The organism is Phenylobacterium haematophilum, assembly GCF_014196295.1.
Lineage (GTDB): Bacteria > Pseudomonadota > Alphaproteobacteria > Caulobacterales > Caulobacteraceae > Phenylobacterium > Phenylobacterium haematophilum.
This window is the reverse complement of record NZ_JACIDK010000007.1, coordinates 183,754-202,102: the sequence shown is the minus strand read 5'-3', so window position 1 is coordinate 202,102 and position 18,349 is coordinate 183,754. Positions and strand designations below refer to the sequence as shown.

Here is an 18,349-nt window from a genome sequence, read left to right as displayed (position 1 = left end):
AAACCCAAGAAAACCAAGGCTTTCTCAAATCCGTCCCGGCGGCGTCCCCGTCCAGGGAGGCGGCTATCTAGAGGGCCGCCCCGTCCTCGTCAACCGGACTTTTCAGTCTTTTTCGCGGAAGCTTCGGAAGCCCGAAATTCAGCGCAAAATTCACCGCGGGGGATCCGGTAGGCATTCCCCAGAGCGCCGCGGCGATCAGTCGAAGGCCCGGAACTTAGTCACGAGCTGCTCGCATGGCAAGCGATTTCCACAATCTGCGGCAAGATTGTCCGCAATCCATGGCCGCGCTTGGCTTCGCGCGATTACACGAGCTCCCGGCGACCGACGATGCGGAGACCATAGCCCCCCGAACCGGGCAGAACGGTGGCCGAGTTGGACAGCAGCTCCATGTCGCGCACGCCCAGATCCAGCAGGATCTGCGCCCCGACGCCATAGTCACGCAGCACGTTCGCGCCGAGATCGGCCCCCGGTTCGGCGCCGTAGCGCTCCGAGAGCCAGGCGGGGTTCGAATCGCGGATGAAGACCGCCACCCCGGCGCCGTCATAGCTGGAGATCGCCTGCAACGCCCGCGGGACGTAGTCGCGGCGCGATTCGTTTTGGCCGAGCATGTCGGCGGCCAGGTCGACGCGGTGCATCCGCACCAGGGTCGGCTTGTCGGGGTCGATCTTGCCCTTGGTGAGAACCACGTGCTCGGTCTTGTCGAGAATATTGCGGTAGATGACCATCCGGAAGCGGCCGCCGAAGGCGCTGTCGAACGGCGTCTCCAGCACCCGCTCCACCTGACGCTCAGTCCGCCGGCGATAGGCGATAAGGTCGGCGATCGTACCGATCTTCAGGCCATGCAGCTGGGCGAAGGAGATCAGGTCCGGCAGACGCGCCATCGAGCCGTCGTCCTTCATGATTTCGCAAATCACCCCGGCCGGGTTGAGCCCGGCCATACGGCTGATGTCGACCGCCGCTTCGGTGTGGCCGGCGCGGACCAGCACGCCGCCGTCCTTGGCGACCAGCGGGAACACGTGGCCGGGCGAGACGATGTCGTCGGCCCCCTTGGTCGGGTCGACCGCCACGGCGATGGTGTGGGCCCGGTCATGGGCCGAGATGCCGGTCGTCACTCCCTCGCGCGCCTCGATCGACACGGTGAAGGCGGTGCCGTGTCCCGACTGGTTGTCGATCGCCATCGGCGGCAGCCGCAGCGCCCGCGCACGCTCAGCGCTGATCGACAGGCAGATCAGGCCGCGCGCGTGCTTGGCCATGAAGTTGATCTGATCCGGCGTCGCGAACTGCGCCGGGATGATGACATCGCCCTCGTTTTCGCGGTCCTCGGCGTCGACCAGGATGTAAGGCCGGCCGTTGCGGGCGTCCTCGATGATGTCCTCGATGGGCGAGATCGCCGACTCGTGAGGCGCATCGTCGGAATGAGAGGTGGTCATACTCGAGCTTTCATCTTGGCGAAGTCTAGAACCTGCTGGCCGACCGTGGCCAGCTGCCAGGCGTCCTTCGCCTCGATGCAGCCGCCCTCCGCGTCGAACAGACTCGTAGTCGCGTTCAGGGCCGCGCCGAACGGCGTCGGCCAGCCCCGCAGCGCATGTACGATCGACCGCAGCGCGGTCAAGGTGGTTCCGGCCGCCTGCCAGCCGTCGGCGGTAATGACGCAGCCCACCGCCCGGTCGGTGAGATAGGGCCGAGCATCGCCGCGCAGCATCTCCAGGGTGTCGAGCGCGTTCTTGATCACCCCGGAGATCGAGCCGTGATAGCCCGGCGAAGCGACGATCAGTCCGTCCGCCGCGCGCACGGCCTGCGCCAACTCGACCTGTTCGGGCGTCGGCTCGGCGAGCGCCGGATTGTAGATCGGCAGGCGGGCCAGGAACTCGCCGCCGAGCAGGCGGGTCTCCCCGCCCCCGGCCTCGACCGCCTTCAAGGCGACGCTCAGCGCCCGTTCGGTGGTCGAACCGATCCGGGTGGTGCCGCCGATGCCGACGATCAGCGGCTTGCGCGAAATCATGAGGTCCCCTCGAACAGCTTCTTCAGTTCGGTCTTCACGATCTTGCCGTTGGCGTTGCGCGGCAGCGTCTCAGGCCAGAACCGCACCTCCACCGGGACCTTGAAGGCCGCCAGACGCTCGCGGACGAAGGCGCGCAACTCGTCCTCGCCGGCTGTCCCGCCCGGCTTGAGGTGCACCACCGCCACGGGCTCTTCGCCGAGGTTCTTGTGCGGCCGGCCGACCAGCGCGGCGTCCATGACGTCGGGGTGGTCGTAGAGCACGTTCTCCACCTCGACGCAGTAGATGTTTTCGCCGCCGCGGATCAGCATGTCCTTGGCTCGGTCGATGATGAAGAGGAACCCTTCCTCGTCGATCCGCGCCAGGTCGCCGGTGCGCAGCCAGCCGTCGACGAAGGTCTCGGCGGTGGCCTGCGGCTTGTTCCAATAGCCCTTCACGACCTGCGGGCCCTTGACCCACAGTTCGCCGACCGCGCCCGCCGCCAGCACGGTGACGCCGTCGGCCGGGTCGCGGATCTGCATTTCGCCGACCGGCGCCGGCGGCCCGGCGCTGTCGGGTCGGTTCTCGTAGTCCTTGCCCAGGTGCGAGGTGAAGGTCGCCGTGGTCTCGGTCATGCCCCAGCCGTTGCCGGGCTGCGAGGCCGGGAACACCTCGACGATCTTGCGCACCAGTTCGGGCGCCGAGGGCGCGCCGCCATAGGAGACGGTCATCAGCGAGGAGAGGTCGTACTTGGCCCGGGCCGGATGCTCGATCAGCTGCCAGGCGATGGTCGGCACGCCCCCGGTGGCGTTGACCTTCTCGCGCTCGATCAGCGCCATGGCCGGCTCGGTGTCCCAGCGTCGCATCAGCACCAGCTTGCCGCCCGAGTTCAGCGCCGGCGACAGAGTCGCCGACAGGCCCGTGGCGTGGAACATCGGCACCACCAGCAGCGTCGTGCGCTGCGGCAGCTTGTGCGGATCGCTCTCCGGCAGCGGCTGACCGGCGCGCAGGAAGTTGCGCGTGGCGGCGATGCCGCTGGCCATGATGTTCGAGGTCATGTTGCGGTGGGTGCCGAGCGCGCCCTTGGGCCTACCCGTGGTGCCCGACGTATAAAGAATGGTCGCGTCGTCCTCGGGGTCGAGCGCCACGTCCGGCAGCGGCTGGTCAGGCAGCCTCCCCCAGTCGTTGACCTTGCCGATCACCTCCTCCAGCCGCGCCACCTTCGGATCGGCAGGCTCGCCGGCCAGGCGCGGGACATAGACCTTCTCCAGCTCGGGCAGGTTCGCGAACGAGGCGGCGATCCGCTCCAGCCGCTCGTCGTCGACGATGGCGATCTTTGTACCGGAGTCGGCCAGGCCGTATTCCAGCTCCGGCCCGGTCCACCAGGCGTTCAGCGGCGTGACGATCGCCCCGGCCAGGATCCCGGCCCAGAACGCCACCGGCCATTCGGGCAGGTTGCGCATGATGACCGCGACGCGGTCGCCCTTCTTCACTCCGTCCGCCTGCAGTTGATGGGCCAGCGCGATGGTCGCGCGCGCGAAACTCTCGAAGGTGGCGCGGTCGGTCTCGTAGACCAGGAATTCGCGGTCCTTGAAGGTGCGGCCGTTGAGGAAGATGTCGCGCAGGGTCGGCGGGGCGTTCTTCCAGGTGCGGGTGACGATCCCGCGGATCGACTTTTCCTCGATCTCGAAGCGCTGGCCGGGGGCGGTGAGCTGCGCATGGGCCTGCGCCAGGCTCATCACCGGCCAGGCCGGCGCCGCCGGCGCCGCGGAATGGGTTTGAACGTCGGTCACGAAAATCCTCGAAATCGAATAGCTCAAAATAACATGGGCGGCCCCTGAGGGGCCGCCCACACAGTAGTCCGTTGTTCTCCGAACGCTACAACCGGTCAGGCGCTTTCGGCGCCCGCCGTCCGCTGGGCGCGGTAGGCTTCCTTCAGCTCGCCCAGCTCCTTGGCGTACTTCTCCTCGGCCGCCTCTTTGAGGCGCGGGATGTGGTAGTTCGGGAACAGGTCGTTGTCGGGCCGGTAGTCCTTCAGCACCTGCTTGGCCAGGGTCACCTTATGGACCTCGGTCGGACCGTCGGCGATGCCCATCACCAGCGACGACGTCACCATGTGCATGAACGGCATCTCGTTGGAGACGCCCAGCGCGCCGTGCAGGTGGGCGGCCTTGGTGGCCACGTCGTTGTAGACCTTGGGCATCGCGACCTTGATGGCGGCGATGTCCTTGCGGACCATGTTGTAGTCCTTGTGCTTGTCGATCAGCCAGGCGGTGCGCAGCACCAGCAGGCGGAACTGCTCGACCGCGATCCAGCTGTCGGCGATCTGCTCCTGGACCATCTGCAGGTCGGCGAGCTTGCCGTCGCGGGTGGTCCGCGAGACCGCCCGGCGGCACATCAGGTCCAACGCGTGCTTGCAGGCGCCGACGGTGCGCATGGCATGGTGGACCCGACCGCCGCCCAGGCGGACCTGAGCGATCACGAAGGCCGCGCCCCGCTCGCCCAGCAGCGCGTCATACGGCACGCGGACGTTGTTGTAGCGGACATACCCCTCGCTGCCGTTGCCGATCTCGCCGCTGCCGACGCCGACATTACGGATGATCTCGACGCCGGGGGTGTCGGTCGGCACCAGGAAGATCGAGGTCCGGCGGTAGGGGTCCTTGGCGTCCGGATCGGTCACCGCATAGAGCACCAGCACCTTCGAATAGCGGGCGTTTGTCGAGAACCACTTCTCGCCGTTGATCACCCACTCGTTCCCGTCCAGCACGGCGCGGGTCTTGAAGGTCAGCGGGTCGGACCCGCCGGTGGGCTCCGACATGGAGAAGGCCGACCGGATGTCGCCGTTGAGCAGCGGCCAGAGGTACTGTTCCTTCTGCTTGTCGGTGCCGTAGTGAGCGATGATCTCGGCGTTGCCGGTGTCAGGCGCCTGGCAGCCGAAGATCGTCGGGGCCAGGCTGTTGCGGCCGAGCTTCTCGTTCATCAGGCCGAGCTTGAGCTGGCCGTAGCCCTGGCCGCCCAGTTCCGGGCCGAGGTGGCAGGCCCACAGGCCCTGGTCCTTCACCTTCTGCTGCAGCGGTTTGATGAACTTCTCGCGGCCGAGCGTGCCGCGCACGGCCAGGCCCAGCTGCGACAGCGGCTCGACCTCCTCGCGCATGAAGTCCTCGATCCAGTCCAGCTTCTTCTGGAACTCGGGGTCGGTTTCGAAATCCCACGCCATCTGGCGTCTCCCATCTTCTGCTTACAATTCGCGATTTTTCAAAAAAACGGTATGGCCGGTCGCGCAGCCGCTGAGAATTGTTGCGCGTGGACAGCCGCTTAGCCGCCCGCGCTTGCCGACATTATCAAGCGCCTGTTTGCGTGACGCAACGTCGCCAATACGGCTCGGGTGCGTTTTCTAGCCTGCGCCCTACTCGGCCGGGGCTTTCGCCGGCATCGCGGCCGGCGCGCCGTGGCGGGCGGTGTCGTCGAGGACCTCGGTCTCCTCGGCCACGATAGGCGTGCTCATGCCGGTGTCGGGAGCCGAGCCCACAGGGATGCCCTCCATGAGCTTGGCCTTCCGCCAGCCGCCCCAGCGATAATAGCCGGCGGCCAGCACCAACGACATGATAGAGCCCAGCGGGAAGCTCCACCACACGGCGTCCTGCCCCAGGACCGGCTCCAGAAAGTGCGCGAACGGGATTCGCACGAACCACATCGAGATCAGCAGCCCAAGCAGCGGCGGCCAGACCGCGCCGGTGGCGCGGATGATGCCGTTCAGCACGAAGGCCATGCCGAAGGGAATGAAGCCCCAAAGCGCGAAGGCGTTGATGTGCATGGCGATCGCCATCGATGGACTGTCGGACGGCAGGAAGGCCATCAGCACCCACGGCTCGACCAGATAGATCAGCGCCACCGGCAGGCCGGTCATGAAGGCGGCGATCATCACCCCCTTGCGGGCGATCTGGTTGACCCGGTCCATCTTGCCGGCGCCGACGTTCTGCGCCGCCATCGACGAGACCGCCGCGCCCAGCGCCATGGCCGGCATCTGAATGTAGGTCCAGAGCTGGATCGCCGCGCCGTAGCCGGCCGCCGTGGCCGAGCCGTAGGCGTTGACGAAGCGGATCATCAACACCGCCGCGCCCGAGATGACCAGCATCTGCAGCGCCATCGGGAAGCCCTTGACCACCAGGGTCTTGATGATCGCGAGCTCGGGACGGAACAGCTTCCAGTCGCCGCGCTTGAGGATCAGCACGCTGTCGGTGCGGTAGAGGTAGACGATCATCGCCGCCAGGGTGAGCGTCTGACTGATCAGGGTGGCCGTGGCCGACCCGGCGATGCCCAGCTGCGGGAACGGGCCGAACCCGGTGATCAGCAGGGGGTTCAGGATCACGTCCATCCCGACCGCAGCCACTGAGAACCAGAACGGGGTCTTGGAGTCGCCCGCCCCGCGCTGGGCCATCATCACGAACGAGAAGAAGTACATGAACGGCATCGCCGCGAAGATCACCCGCAGATAGGTGATCGCATCGCGCGTCGCGTCCGGCGGGGTCTGCATGAGCCTGAGGATCGTCGGCGTCAGCAGATAGCCGGCCACCCCCACCGACAGAGACAACACCAGGAAGAAAGTCGAGGCCGATCCGACCACTCGCTTGACCGTCGCCACGTCCTTGGCGCCGACCGACTGCGAGATCAGAAGGTTCGCGGCCATGGTCATGCCGAACACGGCGCCCAACATCAGGAAGAAGATGTTGTTGGCGTTGACGGTGGCCGTCAGCGCCGCCTCGCCCAGCACGTGGCTGACCCAGATGGCGTTCGCCGACCCGTTCAGCGATTGCAGGATATTGGAGCCCAGCACCGGCAGGGCGAACACGATCAGGGTCTTGCCGATCGGACCGGTGGTCAGGTCCTGCATGCCGCCGGGACGACCGGCAGGCGCGGACGCGCCCTTCTTTACCGCTGAATCCACTTCGCTCCCCAGGGCGCTGAAGAATATGCGCCGTCCGGCCGCCCGACCTCGCCCTTGAAAATGAGGGCGCTGATTTGCTTACGCCCCGGGCGGCAGGCCGAGCGACTTTAGGCGCGCCTCTGCGTCCCCTCAAGCAGGGCTGGAACGAAGGCGGAGAAATCCACCCGGGCGGTCTTTGGCCCGCCGGGTCTCGGTAACCGCTAGGCCGTCGCCAGCCGGCTCTTCACTCGGCCATAGGCCAGGTAGGCGACTACGCCGATCGCGTTCCAGATCAGGAAGTTGACCAAGGTCGACACCGGCAGGGTGGTGAACAGGTAGAGACAGCCGGCCACGGCCGCCGGACCGACGAACCACCACAGCGGCGTGCGGAACGGTCGCGGCAGGTCCGGCGCGCGGCGGCGCATCAGCATCATCGCGATTGCGGTGGCGATGAAGGCCAGCAGGGTCCCGGCGTTGGCCAGGGCGGCGATCTCGTCGAGCGGCAGGAAGCCGGCGATGGTCGCGGCTACGACGCCGGTCAGGATGATCACCGGCGCGGGAACGCCGCGCGCGCCGACCTTCGACAGCCGACGCGGCAGCAGGCCGTCGCGGGCCATGGCGAAAAAGATCCGGCTCTGGCCGAACATGAAGACCATGATCACGGTCGGCAGCGCGACCACTGCGGCCCCGGCGACCACGGCGGCGACCTGCGGATGGCCAAGGCCGCGCAGGATGTAGGCCAGCGGCTCCGGGCTCTTGGAGAACACGTCGAACGGCGAGGCGCCGAGCGCCGCGGCCGCTACGATCATGTAGATGGCCGTGCAGGCGAACATTGACCCGATGATGCCGATGGTCAGGTCGCGCCCCGGGTTCTTGGTCTCCTCGGCCGCAGTCGAGATCGCATCGAAGCCGTAGAAGGCGAAGAAGATGATGCCGGCCGCCGCCGCCACCCCGCGCTTGACGCCGTCGGCGTCCATGGTCGCGCCGAAGCCGAACGGCGCGAAGGGCTCGAAGTGCGCGGCGTCGAACGCCGGGATGGTCAGGGCGACGAACGCGGCCAGGGCGACGATCTTCACGATCACCAGGATGAAGTTGACCGTGGCGCTCTCACGGGTGCCGACCAGCAGCAGGGCGCTGACCACCAGGGTGATGAAGATGGCCGGCACGTTGATGATCCCGCCGGCATGGGGGCCTGCGAGCAGCGCTTGGGGCACGGACCATCCGGCCTGCTGCATCAGGCCCCCGGCATAGCCTGACCAGCCGACGGCCACCGTCGAGCAGACGACAGTGTATTCAAGGATCAGGCTCCAGCCGACGATCCACGCCGCCAGTTCGCCCATGCCCACATAGGAGTAGGTATAGGCGCTCCCCGCCTGGGGCATCATCGTCGACATCTCGGCGTAGCAGAGCGCGGCGAAGGCGCAGACCGCGCCGGCCATCGCAAAGGACAGGATCACCGCCGGGCCGGCCAAGCCCGCCGCCACGCCCGTTAGGGTGTAGATCCCCGTGCCGATGATCGCACCGACGCCGAGAGCCACCAGATGCGGCCAGCCGAGCGTCGGGATCAGACTGTGCCCGTCGTGGGCCGCCGGCGGCTCCATCGACTTGCGACGCGTCACGAAACTCATGGAACTTCCCCCCTAGGGCGTTTTTCTTGTCGCGCGAACATGCCGCGTCGCGCACGAGACTTGAAGTGGGATGATTCTTCGCCGTCCGGCGAGCGTGGTTAGCCGAAAATACCTTGGCGGGGCACAGCACAGGCGCCAGCTTTCCTGAACTCGTTGTGAAGGTGGACTGATTATGCGTCTCTCGCCCCTGGCTCTCGTCCTCGCCCCGGGCGCAACGCAGGGCGACCGCGCCGCGCTTTCCCACCTGCCTGACGAACTCCCCGGCCGCGGGCGCCGCCCGCGCGGCGGCCCTCCAGGACTTCGCCGCCCGGGCCGAGGCCATCGTCCCCGCCTCGTGGGGAGGGTGGATCCGCGAAGCGGCGAGATGGGTGGGGCTGCGGCTCAGCAAGCGCCAGCCTGGTCGCTTGGCGACCGTCCCTCCCCATATGGGGAGGGCAAAGGTCAGTCCGGCCAGAGTTCCTGCACGTCGCCCTTGCGGTTCAGGACCCGCACCGCGCGCTTGACCACCATCAGCAGCCGCTCCTTGCGGGCCGGCTCGTCATAAGTCATCGCGCCGCGGGCCATGCCTTCCAGCAGGAACCGTCCAAGGTCGCGGCTGGTCTGGAAGCGCGGATCGACGCCCGCCTGGGCCAGGGCGAGGAACCGGTCGCCGACCTGGTTGCGGTCGAAGGCGCTTTGCGCGTCGGCCAGGCGCACGCGCAGCATCGCGTCGGTGCGCGCAGCCGCCTCGAGTTCGGCGAAGGCGATGAACGGAATTTCGTGCAACAGCGCCCAATAGGCGTCGATCGCATGCTCGGCGGCGTCCACGCCCGGCGCCATCGGGCCCGATGCCGCCTGTTCAAATAGCCGCGCCCGTTCGACCTCGATATAGGCGATGGCGGCCTCGACCAGCTCTTCGCGGCTGGCGAAATGATAGAGCATCGCGCCACGGGTCAGGTTCGCCGCGTCGGCGATCATGGCGTTGGTCGCCGCGTGATAGCCGGTTTCAGCAAACAGCCTCATGGCCGCGTCGAGAATACGCGCGCGGGTGCGCCGAGACTTCGGCGTCTCCTTCGCAGGATAGGTTCGGGCGTCCATCGGACCTTGTTTCGGAAGACCGGGGGAGGGTCGGCCTCGGCCAAACCCTTAATTCAAAAGGCGCCGCGACAAAAGGGGCGCGGGCGGTTTCATGAGAATGACATGCAAGCAGCCTAACCGATGGGCAGTTCTGGCCGGCCAAGGGGGCACGGAATGGCAGATCTGGCGATCCGCAACTACCGCGCGGTGTTCATCTCCGACGTTCATCTCGGCACCAAGGGCTGTCAGGCCGAGCTGTTGCTCGACTTCATCCGCCACATCGAGTGCGAGAGCCTCTACCTGGTCGGCGACATCGTCGACGGCTGGAAGCTGCGCTCGGGCTGGCACTGGCCCCAGGCGCACAACGACGTCGTGCAGAAGATCCTGCGCATGGCCCGCAAGGGCGTGAACGTCGTCTATGTGCCCGGCAACCACGATGATCGCGTGCGCGAGTTCGTCGGGGTTCACTTCGGCGGGGTGGTCGTGGTCCGCGACGCCATCCACGAGACCGCCGACGGCCGCCGTTTTCTGGTGCTGCACGGCGACGAATTCGACGGCGTGGTCCAGCACGCCCGCTGGCTGGCCTTCGTCGGCGACTACGCCTACCGGGCGCTGATCGCGACCAACACGCTCTTCAACCGGGCTCGCCGACGCATGGGCTTCGGCTACTGGAGTCTCTCGGCCTTCCTGAAAACCAAGGTCAAGAACGCCCTGCAGTTCGTCGAGAACTTCGAGGCCGCCGTCGCGGACGAGGCCCGGCGGCGCGGCGTCGACGGTGTCATCTGTGGACACATTCACAAAGCCGAGATGCGCGACATCGACGGAATAGCCTATATCAATGACGGCGATTGGGTGGAGAGTTGCTCAGCCCTGGTCGAGCATCACGACGGCACGCTGGAAATCCTCCACTGGGCCAAGCTTCGCTCGTGGTCGGCGATCGACCGGACTATCCGTCTGGTCGAACCGGTCGAGCCGCTGCCGACCCCGGCCGCGGCCTGAGCCGCAGAGCACCACTGATTGACAGCCCCGCTGATTTGGTGACAGTCCCGCTGTCATGTTGCCGCCGACCCGCTACGCTTCGAGCCTGCGCGACCGCCAGAAACAGGCGACCCGCGACCAGATCATGCACGCCGTGGCGCGCAAGCTGGAATCCGGTCCGCTCGAGGACTTGAGCTTCGCCGAGATCGCCGCCGAGGCCGAGGTCGGCGAACGCACCGTCTACCGCCATTTCCCGACCAAGGAAGCGCTGCTGGGCGCCTTCTGGGCCTGGCTTCAGGCCCAGGCCCTCACTCCCACGCGCCCGGCCGCCCGCATCCGCGACGCCATCACCGCGCCGCGCGAGAACGGCCACAAGCCGATGCGCATCCTGCTGGTCACCGACGCCTGGGAGCCGCAAGTCAACGGCGTGGTCCGCACCCTGTCGCGCGTGGTCGGCGAGCTCAAGGAGCTCGGCCATTCGGTCGAGGTGATCAGCCCAGACCAGTTCAAGACCTTCCCGCTGCCGACCTATCCCGAGATCAAGGTCGCGCTGGCGGCCCACGAGCCGGTGCAGGAGCGCTTCAAGGCGTTCGAGCCCGAGGCGATCCACATCGCCACCGAGGGCCCGCTGGGCCTGGCCGCCCGCCGCATCTGCGTGGAATGGAAGCTGCCGTTCACGACCAGCTACCACACCCGCTTCCCGGAATACGTCTCGGCCCGGCTGCCTTTGCCGCTGGCCGCCGGCTACGCCTACATGAAGTGGTTCCACAAGCCGTCCGGCCGGATGATGGTCACCACCCCGACCATGAAGGACGAGCTGGAACGCCACGGCTTCGGCAACATCTCAGTCTGGTCGCGCGGCGTCGACACGGTGATGTTCCACCCCAAGCGCGAGGACGAACCCGACATCTTCGCCGGCCTCGCCCGACCGGTCTTCCTCTCCGTCGGCCGCGTGGCGGTCGAGAAGAACATCGAGGCTTTTCTCGGCCTCGACCTGCCGGGCACCAAGGTGGTGGTCGGCGACGGCCCCCAGCGCGAAGAGCTGATGGAGCGCTACCCGAACGCGGTGTTCACCGGCGCCAAGTTCGGCGACGAGCTGGCCGCGCACTTCTCCTGCGCCGACGTCTTCGTCTTCCCGTCGCTGACCGACACCTTCGGCCTGGTCATTCTGGAAGCCATGGCCGCCGGCATACCGGTCGCCGCCTATCCGGCCCCCGGCCCGATCGACATCATCCCGGGCTCGGGCGCAGGCGTGCTCGCCCACAGCGCCACCGAGGGCCTGCGCGAAGCCTGTCTCGAAGCTCTGAAACTCGACCGCAAGACCGTCCGCGCCTTCGCCGAAGGCTTCTCTTGGAAGGCCTGCGCCGAAGACTTCGTGAAGAACCTCCAGCCCTATCCTGAGCCGGAGAAGACCCGCTTCTGGCGCAAGCTGCGCCGCCTGGCCCGTGTGCGCCGACGCCGGCCGGAGGCCGCATAGGGAACTGTCCAATGTCCGTCAGCGTCGAACGCGTCGAATTCCCCGGCCATTCGGGGGCGACGCTCGCCGCCCGCCTGGACCGACCGAACGGGCCGATTCGCGCCTATGCCCTGTTCGCGCACTGCTTCACCTGCTCCAAGGACCTGCTCGGCGCGCGCCGCATCGCCACCGATCTGACCCGGATCGGCGTGGCGGTGCTGCGCTTCGACTTCACCGGTCTCGGTTCAAGCCAGGGCGAGTTCGCCTCGACCAACTTCACTTCCAACATCGAGGACCTTCGCGCTGCGGCCGAGTATCTGCGCCAACATCGCCGCGCGCCCTCGGTGCTGATCGGCCACTCGCTGGGCGGCGCCGCGGCGCTCGCCGTCGCAAGGGACCTCCCCGAGGTGCGCGCCGTCGTCACCATCGCCGCGCCGGCCGACCCCGCCCACGCGCTGAAGAACCTCGGTTCGAGCCTCGAACAGATCGAGGCCGACGGCCAGGCCGAGGTCGAGCTCGGCGGCCGCCGCTTCACTATCAAGCGGCAGTTCGTTGAGGACGTGCGCCGCAGCAACCTCCGCGAGGCGATCGGAGCGATGAAGAAGCCGCTGCTGATCCTGCATTCGCCGATCGACCAGACCGTCGGCGTCGACAACGCCACCCGCATCTTCCTGGCCGCCAAGCACCCCAAGAGCTTCGTCTCGCTGGACAAGGCCGACCATCTGCTCACCGATCCCGACGACGCGGCCTTCGCCGCCCAGGTGATCGGCGGCTGGCTGCCGCGATACCTGCCCGCCGATCAGCCGCAGGGCGAGGAGGCCATCGAGCATGTCCGGGTCATGGAAACCGGCGACAGCAAGTTCCAGAACACCGTCCAGGCCGGCCGCCACCGCCTGTTCGCCGACGAGCCGCAGAGCGTCGGCGGCGGCGACACCGGTCCCTCTCCCTACGATCTCATCTCCGCGGCGCTGGGCGCCTGCACCTCGATGACCCTGCGGCTCTACGCCGATCGCAAGGGCCTGCCCCTCGGCCGCATACAGGTCGATGTCAGCCACGAGAAGATCCACGCCCGCGACGGGGTGGGCGGCGGCGATTCGCCCGTCCGCCCGAAGATCGACTGCTTCACGCGGGTGATCTCGATCGAAGGCGAGCTCGACGACGACCTCGCCGCCAAGATCGTCGAGATCGCCGACAAGTGCCCGGTCCACCGTACGCTCGAAAACAGCTCGGCGGTGCGCACCGAAGTCCGCCGCGCCGGCTAGGCGCGCACGCGCGGGCCGCGCTCGTACCAGGCCTTGCTGGCGTTGACGATCGCCACCACCGACAGCATGACCGGGACTTCGACCAGCACCCCGACGACTGTCGCCAGCGCCGCTCCCGACTTGAAGCCGAACAGGCTGATCGCCGCGGCGACCGCCAGCTCGAAGAAGTTGCTGGCGCCGATCAGCGCCGAGGGCCCGGCCACGCAATGGGCCTCGCCGCTGGCGCGGTTGAGAAGGTAGGCCAAACCCGAATTGAAATAGACCTGGATCAGGATCGGGACCGCCAACATAGCGATGACCGCCGGCTGGGCGATGATCTGCTCACCCTGGAAGCCGAACAGCAGCACCAGCGTCGTCAGCAACGCCACCAGCGCGACAGGCGAGAGCCGCGAAAGCGCCGTTGCGACCAAAGCCTCTCCGCCGCGCCGGATCAGCACCGCCCGCAGGGTCTGGGCCAAGATGACCGGCGCCACGATGTAGAGCCCGACCGAAAGCGCCAGCGTCTCCCACGGCACGCTGAGCGCCGACAGCCCCAGCAGCAGCCCCACGATGGGCGCGAAGGCGACGACCATTATGGCGTCGTTCAACGCCACCTGGCTGAGCGTGAAGTTCGGTTCGCCGCGGGTCAGGTTGCTCCAGACGAACACCATCGCCGTACACGGCGCCGCCGCCAGGATGATCAGGCCGGCGATGTAGCTGTCGATCTGGCCAGCCGGCAGATAGGGGCGGAAAAGCCAGCCGATGAAGACTGCGCCCAGCGCCGCCATCGAGAACGGCTTCACCGCCCAGTTGATGAACAGCGTCACGCCGATGCCGCGCCAATGGCGGCCGACGCCGCGCAGGGCGGCGAAGTCGACCTTCACCAGCATCGGAATGATCATCAGCCAAATCAGCCCGGCGAGCGGCAGGTTGACCTGCGCGACCTCGGCCGACCCCATGGCCTGGAATACGCCGGGGAACAGATGGCCCAGCCCAACCCCCGCCACAATGCACAGCGCGACCCAAAGGGTCAGGTAGCGCTCGAAGACCGACATTTTCACTCAACGCCTTCAGCGCGGTCGGCCTGTTCGTGGATCTCGCGCAGACGCGTCCGCAGCGACATCTGATCGATGGTCTCCAGCGGCAGGCTGAGAAACAGTCGGATACGCGTGCCCAACTGCCGCGCCGCCTCGGCGAAGGCGGCCGCGATCTCGGCCTGCGTCCCCTCGGCGGCCGCGGGGTCAGGAATCCCCCAATGGGCGGTCATCGGCTGCCCCGGCCAGATCGGGCAGACCTCGCCAGCGGCGTTGTCACAGACGGTGATGACGAAATCGAGCGGCGGCGCGCCAGGCCGGGCGAACTCGTCCCAAGACTTGGAACGGAAGTCCGACGCCGTGAAGCCCAGCGATTCGATCAGCGCCAGAGCATGGGGATTGACCTCGCCTTTCGGCGCCGAGCCGGCGGAGTAGGCTCGGAAGCGGCCGGCGGCCTCCTTATTCACCACCGCCTCGGCGATGATCGAACGCGCCGAGTTGCCGGTGCAGAGGAACAGGATGTTGTAGGTCACGGTGAGACTCCGTTGGCGTCAGGCGGCGCAGCACCCGCTGGCCACCTTGGCCAGGGGCGCGCAGATTTCGGGCGAGCCGGCGCAGCAGTCCTCGACCAGATAGGCCAGCAACTCGCCCATGGCGTCGTAGTGGGCGCGATAGATGATCGAGCGCCCTTCGCGCTGCGAGGTCACCAACCCGGCCTGAGCCAGGATGCCGAGATTGGTCGAGAGCGTGTTCGGCAGCATGTCGAGCCGGCGCGCCAGTTCCCCGGCGGCAAGGCCCGCCCCGCCGGCCTGGACCAACTGCCGGAAAGCCGCGAGACGGCCCTCGTGAGCGAGGGCGGCGAGGCCGGCGACGGCGCTTGTCATTTCCATATTTCTCGAATAGTCGAATTATATGACAAACGGAAGACGCCTTCCGTACTTCGAAAGACGTGACTTGACCGACTTCCCCGCCCTTGCGCCGCAGTTTCTCCGCCAGACCGACCGGGGCCGCCTCGAGCCGGCCGACCGCGCAACGCATCCGCCGCGAATCCTGTTGCTGTATGGCTCCCTGCGCGAGCGCTCCTACAGCCGCCTTCTCGTGGAGGAGGCCGCCCGAATCCTGCAGGCGTTGGGCGCGGAGACCCGCACCTTCGACCCGCGCGGCCTGCCCCTGCCCGACGGCGCGGACCCCAGCCACCCCAAGGTCCAAGAACTGCGCGAGTTGTCTCTGTGGTCAGAGGGCCAGGTCTGGTGCAGTCCCGAGCGCCACGGCACGATCACCGGCGTGATGAAGAGCCAGATCGACTGGATCCCGCTCGAAGTCGGCAGCGTCCGCCCGACCCAGGGCCGTACTCTGGCCGTGATGCAGGTGAGCGGCGGATCACAGTCCTTCAACGCCGTGAACGCCCTGCGCGTGCTCGGCCGCTGGATGCGGATGATCACCATCCCCAACCAGTCTTCAGTCGCCATGGCCTGGAAGGAGTTCGACGAGGCCGGCCGCATGGCGCCCTCGTCCTACTACGACCGCGTGGTCGACGTGATGGAAGAGCTGGTGAAGTTCACCCTGCTGACCCGCGACCGCGCCGACTACCTTGTCGACCGCTACAGCGAGCGTAAGGCGGCCGGCGCCGCCAGCCCTATGGAAACCCTGCGCGCCAAGGCTGTCGGCTGAAACGCAGAACGCCGCGGATCTTGCGATCCGCGGCGCCCGACGTCTCTCCTGGAACTGACCCTTAGCTGGCGGGACGCGCCATCGGGGTCAGCTTCTGGGCGATCGCCTTCTGGCCCTCGTGCTGGCTGGCCGGCAGCGAGATCAGGCCGCGGCTCGCCAGGTAGCCGCCCTTGCCCGTCGCCGCGTCGGAGACGAACTCGTTCAGGTATTCCTGGAGGCCCTGGGTCACCCCGATGTTGGCCTTCTTCACATAGATGTAGAGCGAGCGGGCCAGCGGATACGAACCGTCAGCGATCGTGTTCGAGGTCGGCTTCACGCCATTGACCGCCGCGCCCTTGATCTTGTCCATGTTCTCTTCGAGGTAGGACCAGCCGAAGACGCCCAGCGAGCCGGGGGTCTTGGTCAGGGTGCCGACGATGGCGTTGTCGTTCTCGCCGGCGTCCACCCAGCCGTCCTTGCGGAGCGGGTCGACCACTTCCTTGAACTTCTTCTCGTTGTTCGAGCGCAATTCCTCGGCGGTCGGGAACTTGCGGGCGCCGGCCTCGATGGCCAGCTCGACGAAGGCGTCGCGGGTGCCCGAGGTCGGCGGCGGGCCATAGACGTTGATGCGGTTGCCAGGCAGGCCGGCGCCGATCTCGTCCCAGGTCTGATAGGGGTTCTTCACGAACTTGCCCTGGCGCAGCACGTTCGCCGCCAGGCCGAGGTACAGGTGCTCGGTCTTGAAGTTGTAGTCCGCGCCGTCCTTGTCGGTGGCCACGACGATGCCGTCGAAGCCGATCTTGATCTGGACGATGTCCTTCACGCCCTTGGCGGCGCAGGCGTCGAACTCGGACTTCTTCATCGGCCGCGAGGCGTTGGCGATGTCCGGGAAGGCGTCGCCGACGCCGCCGCAGAACAGCTTGATGCCGCCGCCGGTGCCCAGGCTCTCGACCTTGGGGGCCTTCTTGCCGGTCTTCTTGGCGTAGTTCTCAGCCACGCGGGTCGAGAACGGGAACACAGTCGACGAGCCGGCGACCCACACATAGTCGCGGGCGGCGTAGGCCGGGGCCGAGATCGCCATGGCGGAAGCGGCGGCGGCGGTAAAGGCCAGTAGTTTTTTCACGGGAGGTTGCTCCTCGAGGGAAAATGGGGGTGCGGAGCGGCCGGATCGACCGCCCCGCTGGGGAGGTCCTAGAAGTCGAACTGAGCGCGGAACTGCAGGGTCTCGACATCGACGTCGGCGCCGACGGCGCGGTTGTCGTTCTCGGACTTCGTGTAGTTCGCCATGAACCGCACGTAGGGGTGCGGATACCAGTTGGCGCCGAGCGTCCAGGCCGAGTACTCGCCGGCCGTCGCCGGGATATTGAAGTCGGTCAGGTCGGTGTTGTCATAGCGGACCGCCAGTTCCAGCGCGCCGAGGCCGCCGCTGGTCATCGGGTTCAGGATCTTGGTCCGACCCCACTCGCCCTTCTTGACGTCGAGGTTCTTCATCTCGCCAGTCACGAACCACGAGCCGGAAACGTAGTAGCTCTTCAGGTTGCTGGAGACGTTGGCCAGACGATCCACGTCAGCGGTCGCCCACTCGCCCTGCACAGAGAACGGACCCTGGATGAAAACACCTTCCAGACCGACCATGGTGTCTGAGACGCCGACTGCGCCGGTGGTGATGTAGCGCGCACCGTAGTTGGTGTTGTTGCGGGCCTGGTAGGTGAAGTTGGCTTGGTCCTGGCGGTCTCGGTAACGCGCCCAGGCGCCGACGTGCAGCTTGGTGGTGTCGCTGTTGATCGGAACCCAGGTCACGCGGCCATTGACGCCCAGGGTCTCGCTGCCGCCGGTGGCGGTCGCGGTCGGGTCGGCATTGTTGAGCGAGTCGCCCGAGATCGCGGCGGCGGCGGTCCAGTTCTCGCCGTTCGCCTTGACCTGCAGGTTCATGACACGGCCGATGTCGAGCACGTCGTTGAACGGCCCGCGTTCCATGAAGGTGGTGTAGCGCGACGACGAGATGTTCTCGAACGACACGGTTTTGAAGTTACCGGCCATGATCGAGATGCTGTCGGTCGGCTTGTATTCGAGGATCAGATCCTCCCAGTTGGCCGAGCCGCCGGCCACGGTGAACTCGGCCTTGTACGCCCAGTTCGCGTTCCAGGTGCCCTCGACGCCGAGACGCGCGGTCCGCAGGCGCGTGACGTTGGCGTCGAAGTCGGCGCCGGTCTGGCGATCGACCTCCTGGTGCACGAAGTCTTCGTAGACGCGGCCGCGCACCTTGAAGGTCAGCGTGTCGTTCTGAAACTGCGGCGCGCCCTTCCAGGCGGTGGTGGTGTCTTGCGCCTGGGCGCCGCCGGCGATGGCGAGCGCGATCACGCCGAGCGCCGCCCCGGCGCAAAGCGAGGTGTTGATCTTCATT

The 18,349-nt window shown here is 67.2% G+C and carries 16 protein-coding genes and 1 pseudogene; 5 read left to right on the top strand and 12 right to left on the bottom strand.

Features of this window, described 5'->3' with window-relative positions; translation table 11 throughout:
- Positions 1–302: 302 nt before the first annotated feature.
- The 7 genes from ribB to GGQ61_RS19515 form a co-directional block, all read right to left on the bottom strand.
- Positions 303–1,430 carry a 3,4-dihydroxy-2-butanone-4-phosphate synthase gene (gene ribB, locus GGQ61_RS19545; RefSeq protein ID WP_183776533.1) on the bottom strand — a complete coding sequence of 376 codons (1,128 nt, stop codon included), beginning with the start codon at positions 1,428–1,430 and terminating at the stop codon, positions 303–305.
- On the bottom strand, positions 1,427–2,002 hold the full coding sequence (locus GGQ61_RS19540; protein WP_183776532.1) for an NADPH-dependent FMN reductase: 576 nt from the start codon (positions 2,000–2,002) through the stop codon (positions 1,427–1,429). Before GGQ61_RS19540 ends, ribB begins: the two co-directional genes overlap by 4 nt.
- On the bottom strand, positions 1,999–3,717 hold the full coding sequence (locus GGQ61_RS19535; protein WP_183776567.1) for a class I adenylate-forming enzyme family protein: 1,719 nt from the start codon (positions 3,715–3,717) through the stop codon (positions 1,999–2,001). The genes GGQ61_RS19540 and GGQ61_RS19535 overlap by 4 nt, the downstream gene beginning before the upstream one ends.
- A 149-nt stretch (positions 3,718–3,866) precedes the next feature.
- The gene (locus GGQ61_RS19530) at positions 3,867–5,195 is read right to left on the bottom strand and encodes an acyl-CoA dehydrogenase family protein (protein WP_183776531.1); all 1,329 of its coding nucleotides are present in this window, start codon (positions 5,193–5,195) and stop codon (positions 3,867–3,869) included.
- 189 nt (positions 5,196–5,384) lie between these two features.
- Positions 5,385–6,923 carry an MATE family efflux transporter gene (locus GGQ61_RS19525; RefSeq protein ID WP_343056225.1) on the bottom strand — a complete coding sequence of 513 codons (1,539 nt, stop codon included), beginning with the start codon at positions 6,921–6,923 and terminating at the stop codon, positions 5,385–5,387.
- A 200-nt stretch (positions 6,924–7,123) separates the two neighbouring features.
- Entirely contained in the window at positions 7,124–8,530 is a 1,407-nt protein-coding gene (locus GGQ61_RS19520) for an amino acid permease (RefSeq protein ID WP_183776529.1), read from the bottom strand.
- Positions 8,531–8,971: 441 nt separating this feature from the next.
- Positions 8,972–9,607 (bottom strand): TetR/AcrR family transcriptional regulator, encoded by a 636-nt coding sequence (locus GGQ61_RS19515; RefSeq protein ID WP_281372746.1) that lies wholly within the window; start codon positions 9,605–9,607, stop codon positions 8,972–8,974.
- Positions 9,608–9,760: 153 nt separating this feature from the next.
- On the opposite strand from GGQ61_RS19515, the gene GGQ61_RS19510 reads away from it, so the two are divergent.
- The 4 genes and pseudogenes from GGQ61_RS19510 to GGQ61_RS19500 all read left to right on the top strand — a co-directional run bounded on the left by GGQ61_RS19510 (position 9,761) and on the right by GGQ61_RS19500 (position 13,282).
- Positions 9,761–10,585, top strand: coding sequence for a UDP-2,3-diacylglucosamine diphosphatase (locus GGQ61_RS19510; protein WP_183776525.1), 825 nt, complete (start codon positions 9,761–9,763; stop codon positions 10,583–10,585).
- A 55-nt stretch (positions 10,586–10,640) separates the two neighbouring features.
- Positions 10,641–10,832, top strand: a pseudogene (locus tag GGQ61_RS22660) (TetR/AcrR family transcriptional regulator); the annotation flags it as partial.
- Between the two features lie 111 nt (positions 10,833–10,943).
- Complete coding sequence (locus tag GGQ61_RS19505) at positions 10,944–12,041, top strand: glycosyltransferase family 4 protein (protein WP_246371118.1); 1,098 nt, start codon at positions 10,944–10,946, stop codon at positions 12,039–12,041.
- An 11-nt stretch (positions 12,042–12,052) separates the two neighbouring features.
- Positions 12,053–13,282, top strand: coding sequence for a bifunctional alpha/beta hydrolase/OsmC family protein (locus tag GGQ61_RS19500; RefSeq protein ID WP_183776521.1), 1,230 nt, complete (start codon positions 12,053–12,055; stop codon positions 13,280–13,282).
- Here the strand turns inward: GGQ61_RS19500 and arsB are convergent.
- The 3 genes from arsB to GGQ61_RS19485 are packed head-to-tail and all read right to left on the bottom strand — an operon-like array spanning position 13,279 to position 15,185.
- Positions 13,279–14,316 carry an ACR3 family arsenite efflux transporter gene (gene arsB, locus GGQ61_RS19495; RefSeq protein WP_183776563.1) on the bottom strand — a complete coding sequence of 346 codons (1,038 nt, stop codon included), beginning with the start codon at positions 14,314–14,316 and terminating at the stop codon, positions 13,279–13,281. The genes GGQ61_RS19500 and arsB overlap by 4 nt on opposite strands.
- Positions 14,317–14,318: 2 nt before the next feature.
- Complete coding sequence (locus tag GGQ61_RS19490; RefSeq protein WP_183776519.1) at positions 14,319–14,828, bottom strand: arsenate reductase/protein-tyrosine-phosphatase family protein; 510 nt, start codon at positions 14,826–14,828, stop codon at positions 14,319–14,321.
- 18 nt (positions 14,829–14,846) lie between these two features.
- The gene (locus tag GGQ61_RS19485; protein WP_183776517.1) at positions 14,847–15,185 is read right to left on the bottom strand and encodes an ArsR/SmtB family transcription factor; all 339 of its coding nucleotides are present in this window, start codon (positions 15,183–15,185) and stop codon (positions 14,847–14,849) included.
- Positions 15,186–15,249: 64 nt separating this feature from the next.
- Between GGQ61_RS19485 and arsH the strand changes: the two genes are divergently transcribed.
- The gene (gene arsH, locus GGQ61_RS19480) at positions 15,250–15,966 is read left to right on the top strand and encodes an arsenical resistance protein ArsH (RefSeq protein WP_183776516.1); all 717 of its coding nucleotides are present in this window, start codon (positions 15,250–15,252) and stop codon (positions 15,964–15,966) included.
- A gap of 61 nt (positions 15,967–16,027) precedes the next feature.
- Here the strand turns inward: arsH and GGQ61_RS19475 are convergent, their stop codons facing one another.
- Positions 16,028–17,068 carry a substrate-binding domain-containing protein gene (locus GGQ61_RS19475; RefSeq protein WP_183776513.1) on the bottom strand — a complete coding sequence of 347 codons (1,041 nt, stop codon included), beginning with the start codon at positions 17,066–17,068 and terminating at the stop codon, positions 16,028–16,030.
- Positions 17,069–17,136: 68 nt separating this feature from the next.
- Complete coding sequence (locus GGQ61_RS19470; protein ID WP_183776511.1) at positions 17,137–18,348, bottom strand: OprO/OprP family phosphate-selective porin; 1,212 nt, start codon at positions 18,346–18,348, stop codon at positions 17,137–17,139.
- Position 18,349: the final 1 nt, after the last annotated feature.

Coding starts and splice junctions, on each gene's coding strand:
- GGQ61_RS19510 (WP_183776525.1), top strand. CDS start 9,761: ATGGCAGATCTGGCGATCCGCAACTACCGCGCGGTGTTCATCTCCGAC.
- GGQ61_RS19535 (WP_183776567.1), bottom strand. CDS start 3,717: ATGAGCCTGGCGCAGGCCCATGCGCAGCTCACCGCCCCCGGCCAGCGC.
- GGQ61_RS19505 (WP_246371118.1), top strand. CDS start 10,944: ATGCGCATCCTGCTGGTCACCGACGCCTGGGAGCCGCAAGTCAACGGC.
- GGQ61_RS19485 (WP_183776517.1), bottom strand. CDS start 15,185: ATGGAAATGACAAGCGCCGTCGCCGGCCTCGCCGCCCTCGCTCACGAG.
- GGQ61_RS19540 (WP_183776532.1), bottom strand. CDS start 2,002: ATGATTTCGCGCAAGCCGCTGATCGTCGGCATCGGCGGCACCACCCGG.
- arsB (WP_183776563.1), bottom strand. CDS start 14,316: ATGTCGGTCTTCGAGCGCTACCTGACCCTTTGGGTCGCGCTGTGCATT.
- GGQ61_RS19520 (WP_183776529.1), bottom strand. CDS start 8,530: ATGAGTTTCGTGACGCGTCGCAAGTCGATGGAGCCGCCGGCGGCCCAC.
- ribB (WP_183776533.1), bottom strand. CDS start 1,430: ATGACCACCTCTCATTCCGACGATGCGCCTCACGAGTCGGCGATCTCG.
- GGQ61_RS19530 (WP_183776531.1), bottom strand. CDS start 5,195: ATGGCGTGGGATTTCGAAACCGACCCCGAGTTCCAGAAGAAGCTGGAC.
- GGQ61_RS19515 (WP_281372746.1), bottom strand. CDS start 9,607: ATGGACGCCCGAACCTATCCTGCGAAGGAGACGCCGAAGTCTCGGCGC.
- GGQ61_RS19500 (WP_183776521.1), top strand. CDS start 12,053: ATGTCCGTCAGCGTCGAACGCGTCGAATTCCCCGGCCATTCGGGGGCG.
- GGQ61_RS19470 (WP_183776511.1), bottom strand. CDS start 18,348: ATGAAGATCAACACCTCGCTTTGCGCCGGGGCGGCGCTCGGCGTGATC.